The organism is Acidocella sp. (assembly GCF_013044125.1).
GTDB lineage: Bacteria > Pseudomonadota > Alphaproteobacteria > Acetobacterales > Acetobacteraceae > Acidocella.
Genome location: NZ_JABEVC010000031.1, coordinates 1 through 3,937, shown reverse-complemented (window position 1 = coordinate 3,937; position 3,937 = coordinate 1). Strand labels below are relative to the sequence as shown.

4 protein-coding genes are annotated in these 3,937 nt (G+C 63.0%); all 4 read left to right on the top strand.

The window, feature by feature from the left end:
- Positions 1–466, top strand: a 466-nt coding sequence (locus HKL97_RS01575) for an ABC transporter substrate-binding protein (RefSeq protein ID WP_291422192.1), incomplete at its 5' end; no start/stop codon positions are given.
- Position 467: 1 nt separating this feature from the next.
- Positions 468–1,595 (top strand): bacteriohopanetetrol glucosamine biosynthesis glycosyltransferase HpnI, encoded by a 1,128-nt coding sequence (hpnI, locus tag HKL97_RS01570; protein WP_291422190.1) that lies wholly within the window; start codon positions 468–470, stop codon positions 1,593–1,595.
- 17 nt (positions 1,596–1,612) lie between these two features.
- Positions 1,613–3,037, top strand: coding sequence for a hopanoid biosynthesis associated radical SAM protein HpnJ (gene hpnJ / locus HKL97_RS01565; protein WP_291422187.1), 1,425 nt, complete (start codon positions 1,613–1,615; stop codon positions 3,035–3,037).
- A 3-nt stretch (positions 3,038–3,040) separates the two neighbouring features.
- On the top strand, positions 3,041–3,670 hold the full coding sequence (locus HKL97_RS01560) for a phosphoribosylanthranilate isomerase (RefSeq protein WP_408820569.1): 630 nt from the start codon (positions 3,041–3,043) through the stop codon (positions 3,668–3,670).
- Positions 3,671–3,937 lie beyond the last annotated feature (267 nt).

Sequence of the window (3,937 nt, the reverse complement as noted above, 5' to 3'; positions counted from 1 at the left end):
TGCGGCGCTGGACCCGGTGGTGAAGCAGACCTACAATCTGCCCCTGGTCACGCAAAATTCCGTCGGCTTCTCCTGGGCCACCCTGCCGGCCGCGCAGCAAAAGCAGCTCATGGCGCTTTTTGAGCAGTTCACGGTGGCCAGCTATGTCAGCCAGTTCAAGGGCGAGGGCGCCAAATTCGTGCTGCTGCCGGCCGAAAAATCCCTGGGCGCGAACAAGATCGTGGAAACCCAGATCGTCCCGGCTGACGGGAGCGCGCCGACCGAGATTGACTACGTCGTCGCCAACGGCCCCGCTGGCTGGCAGATCACCGATGTGCTGTTGAACGGCACCATCAGCCAGGTCGCCGTCCATGCGTCGGACTTCAGCGCGCTGGTCAGCGGCGGCGATGCCGTGCGGCTGATCGCGGCGCTGCGGGCCAAGATCACCACGCTTTCCGGTGGCGCGCTCACCCCCAGCGGCCAGTAAGTTGCACATTCTCGCCGGGATTGCCGGGTTCTGCGCGCTCATCGGCGTGGCGCAGCTGCTCATCGGCACGGCGTTGATCCGCCGCTTCCGCGCCGCACCCGCGCCGGTGCCGTCCGCCTATCCGCCGGTTTCCATCCTCAAGCCGCTCTGCGGGGTGGAGCCGCTCACCGAGCTGGCGCTGGAGTCGTTTTTTCTTATTGAATACCCGCAATTCCAGCTGGTATTTGGCGTGCAGAGCCCGGTTGACCCGGTGCTGGAAGTTGTTGAGAAGCTGCGCGCCCGCTACCCGGACCGCGATGTCGCCGTGGTGGTGGATGACACCTTGCACGGCGCCAACCGCAAGGTTTCCAACCTCATCAACATGTACCCCGCCGCCCGGTACGAGACACTGGTGATGTCGGACGCCGATATCCACGTCCCGCCCTATTTCCTTGACCGTGTGGTGGCGGCGATGGCCGAGCCCGGCGTGGGGCTGGTGACCACGCTTTACACTGGCCTGCCGGGTACACCGCACCTGGCGACGCTGATGGGCGCCAACCAGATCAACTACACCTTCCTGCCCGGCGCCCTGCTGGCGCGCAAGCTCGGCCGCCAGGATTGCCTGGGCGTGACCATGGCGCTCACCAAAACCGTACTGGCGCAGGTGGGCGGGCTGGCCGCGGTGGCCGATAATCTGGCCGATGACCAGGTGCTGGGCCGGTTGGTGGTTGCCCGCGGCTATAAACTCACCCTGGCGCAGGTCATCCCGGCGACAACCGTGCCCGAGCACGATTTTGCCGTGCTGTTCCGCCACGAGCTGCGCTGGGCGCGCACCATCCGCGCCCTGGTGCCGGTGCCCTACGCCGCCTCGGTGCTGCAGATCTCGCTGTTCTGGTGCCTGCTCGCCCTGGTGTTTTCCGCCGGGGCGGCCTGGGCCTGGATATTGCTCATGGCCGTGCTCGGCATCCGCTATGCGGCCGCGCGCGCCATCGATTCCGCCCTCGGACTTGCCAAAGCCGGCGATGCGTGGCTTTTCCTGGTGCGGGATTTTTGTTCTTTCGTTATTTATGTTGCCAGTTTCACAGGTGACAAAGTCCACTGGCGTGGCCAAATCATGCAAGCCGACGCCGGCAAAATATCGCCGCATTGAAAAGAGAAGAGTTAACCATGTTGAAGACCTTGTTTTTGCAGCCGCCCTCCTTTGATGGTTTCGACGGAGGTGCTGGTTCGCGTTATCAGGCGCGGCGCGAGATCAAATCTTTCTGGTTTCCCACCTGGCTGGCCCAGCCGGCCGCGCTGCTGCCAGATTCCACGCTGATCGACGCACCTCCCGCGCGCCTGACCATGGCCGATGTGCTCCCCCACGCCAAAACCCATGGCCTGCTGATCATTCATACCTCCACCCCCTCCTTCGGCAACGACGTGAAGGTGGCCGAAGCCTTCAAGGCGGAAAACCCGGATATCATGATCGGCTTCGTCGGCGCCAAGGTTGCGGTGCAGCCCGAGGAATCGCTGAGCCGCGCGAAGGTGGTCGATTTTGTCGCCGGCAACGAGTTTGATTTCACCATCAAGGAAATCGCTGAAGGACGGCCGCTGGCCGAGGTTGACGGCATCATGTACCGCGATGCCGCCGGCGCGCTGATCAAAAACAAGGATCGCGCGATCCTGCACGACATGGACCAGCTGCCCTTCGTCACCGAGGTTTATGCCAAGCATCTGCGTATCGAGGATTATTTCATCGGTTACCTCAAGCACCCCTATGTCTCCATCTACACCGGGCGCGGCTGCAAATCGCATTGCACCTTCTGCCTCTGGCCGCAGACGGTCGGCGGGCATAAATACCGCACCCGCTCGGTGGCGAACGTCATCGCCGAAATCAAGCGCGCGAAGGAGCTTTTTCCGCAGGTCGAGGAGTTCATGTTCGATGATGACACCTTCACCGATGACCTGCCCCGCGCCGAAGCCATCGCAATCGAGCTGGGCAAGCTCGGCGTCACCTGGTCGTGCAACGCGAAGGCGAATGTGCCGTACAAGACCCTGAAAATACTGAAGGAAAACGGCCTGCGCCTGCTCCTCGTCGGCTACGAGAGCGGCAACCAGCAGATCCTCTACAACATCAAAAAAGGCATGCGCATTGACGTTGCCAAGCGCTTCACCGCGGACTGCCACAAGCTCGGCATCAAAATTCACGGCACCTTCATCGTCGGCCTGCCCGGCGAGACGCAGGAAACCCTGAAGGAGACGGTGGAGTTTGCCAAGGAGATCAACCCGCACACCATCCAGGTGTCGCTGGCGGCGCCTTACCCCGGCACCTTCCTCTACAACCAGGCTGTGAAGGAAGGCTGGCTCGACATCGAGCACGCGGAGCTGATCGACGAGCACGGCGTGCAGATCGCCCCGTTGCACTACCCGCATCTGAGCCATCAGGAAATCTTCAACTCGGTGGAAATCATCTACCGCAAGTTCTATTTCCGGCCGTCTAAAATCCTCTCCATCCTGAACGAGATGCTGCGCAGCCCGCAGATGATGAAACGCCGCCTGCGCGAGGGTGTGGAGTTCTTCGCGTTCCTGAAAGAGCGCAAAGCGGCATAAATGATGGCGCCAGGCCGCAAGGTCAAAATCTGCGGCGTCAACAGCCCCGCCGCGTTCGATGCGGTAGTGGAGGCCGGCGCGGATTACCTGGGCTTCGTCTTCTTCCCGCGCTCGCCGCGCTACGTCACGCCTGGCGAGGCAGCGGCGCTCTCGGCCCGTCATGCGGGCGGGCCGCAGCGCGTGGGCCTGTTCGTGAACCCGGGGCTCGATGAAATCGACGAAATCCTGCAACAGGTCTCGCTCGATGTTTTGCAGGTTTATGCCCCGGCTGAGGCCATAGCCGCGTTGCGTAACCGTTTTGGCCGCCCGGTGTGGCGCGCGCTCGGGATCGCAACACCGGCGGATTTTCCGGCGCCAGAGGAGGTGGCCGACGGCTATGTGGTGGAAGCCAAGCCCCCGCCGGGCGCCACCCGCCCTGGTGGCAACGCCGTACTGGCGGACTGGCATCTTCTCTCCACTTGGCGGGCCCGGAAATTCTGGCTTCTGGCCGGCGGGCTGACACCTGACAACGTTGCCGCCGCGCTGGCGCAGACCAACGCCCCCGGGGCGGATGTGTCCTCCGGCGTGGAGAGCGCGCCTGGCGAGAAATCCCCGGCGTTGATCCGCCGGTTCGTCGCCGCCGTGCGCGGGTAGGGGCGGTCACGTCATATTCCAGCCGTAGTCGGGGCTGATTCACGCCGCATTGCCCGCCGATAGTGCAATTCTCGATTTTGTTTTCACGGGAGTTTACAGCATGGCCCTGAAGCCGCTCTTATTCGCAACAGCCGTGATTGGGTTTGGCGCCGGTCTGTACCATCCGGCAAAGGCCGACGGGGATGGGCTTGGCGGGCTTGGGCTCTTTTTCAGCATAGCCCCGCCGCCTGTGTATTATGCGCCACCCCCGCCGCCTGTGTATTATGC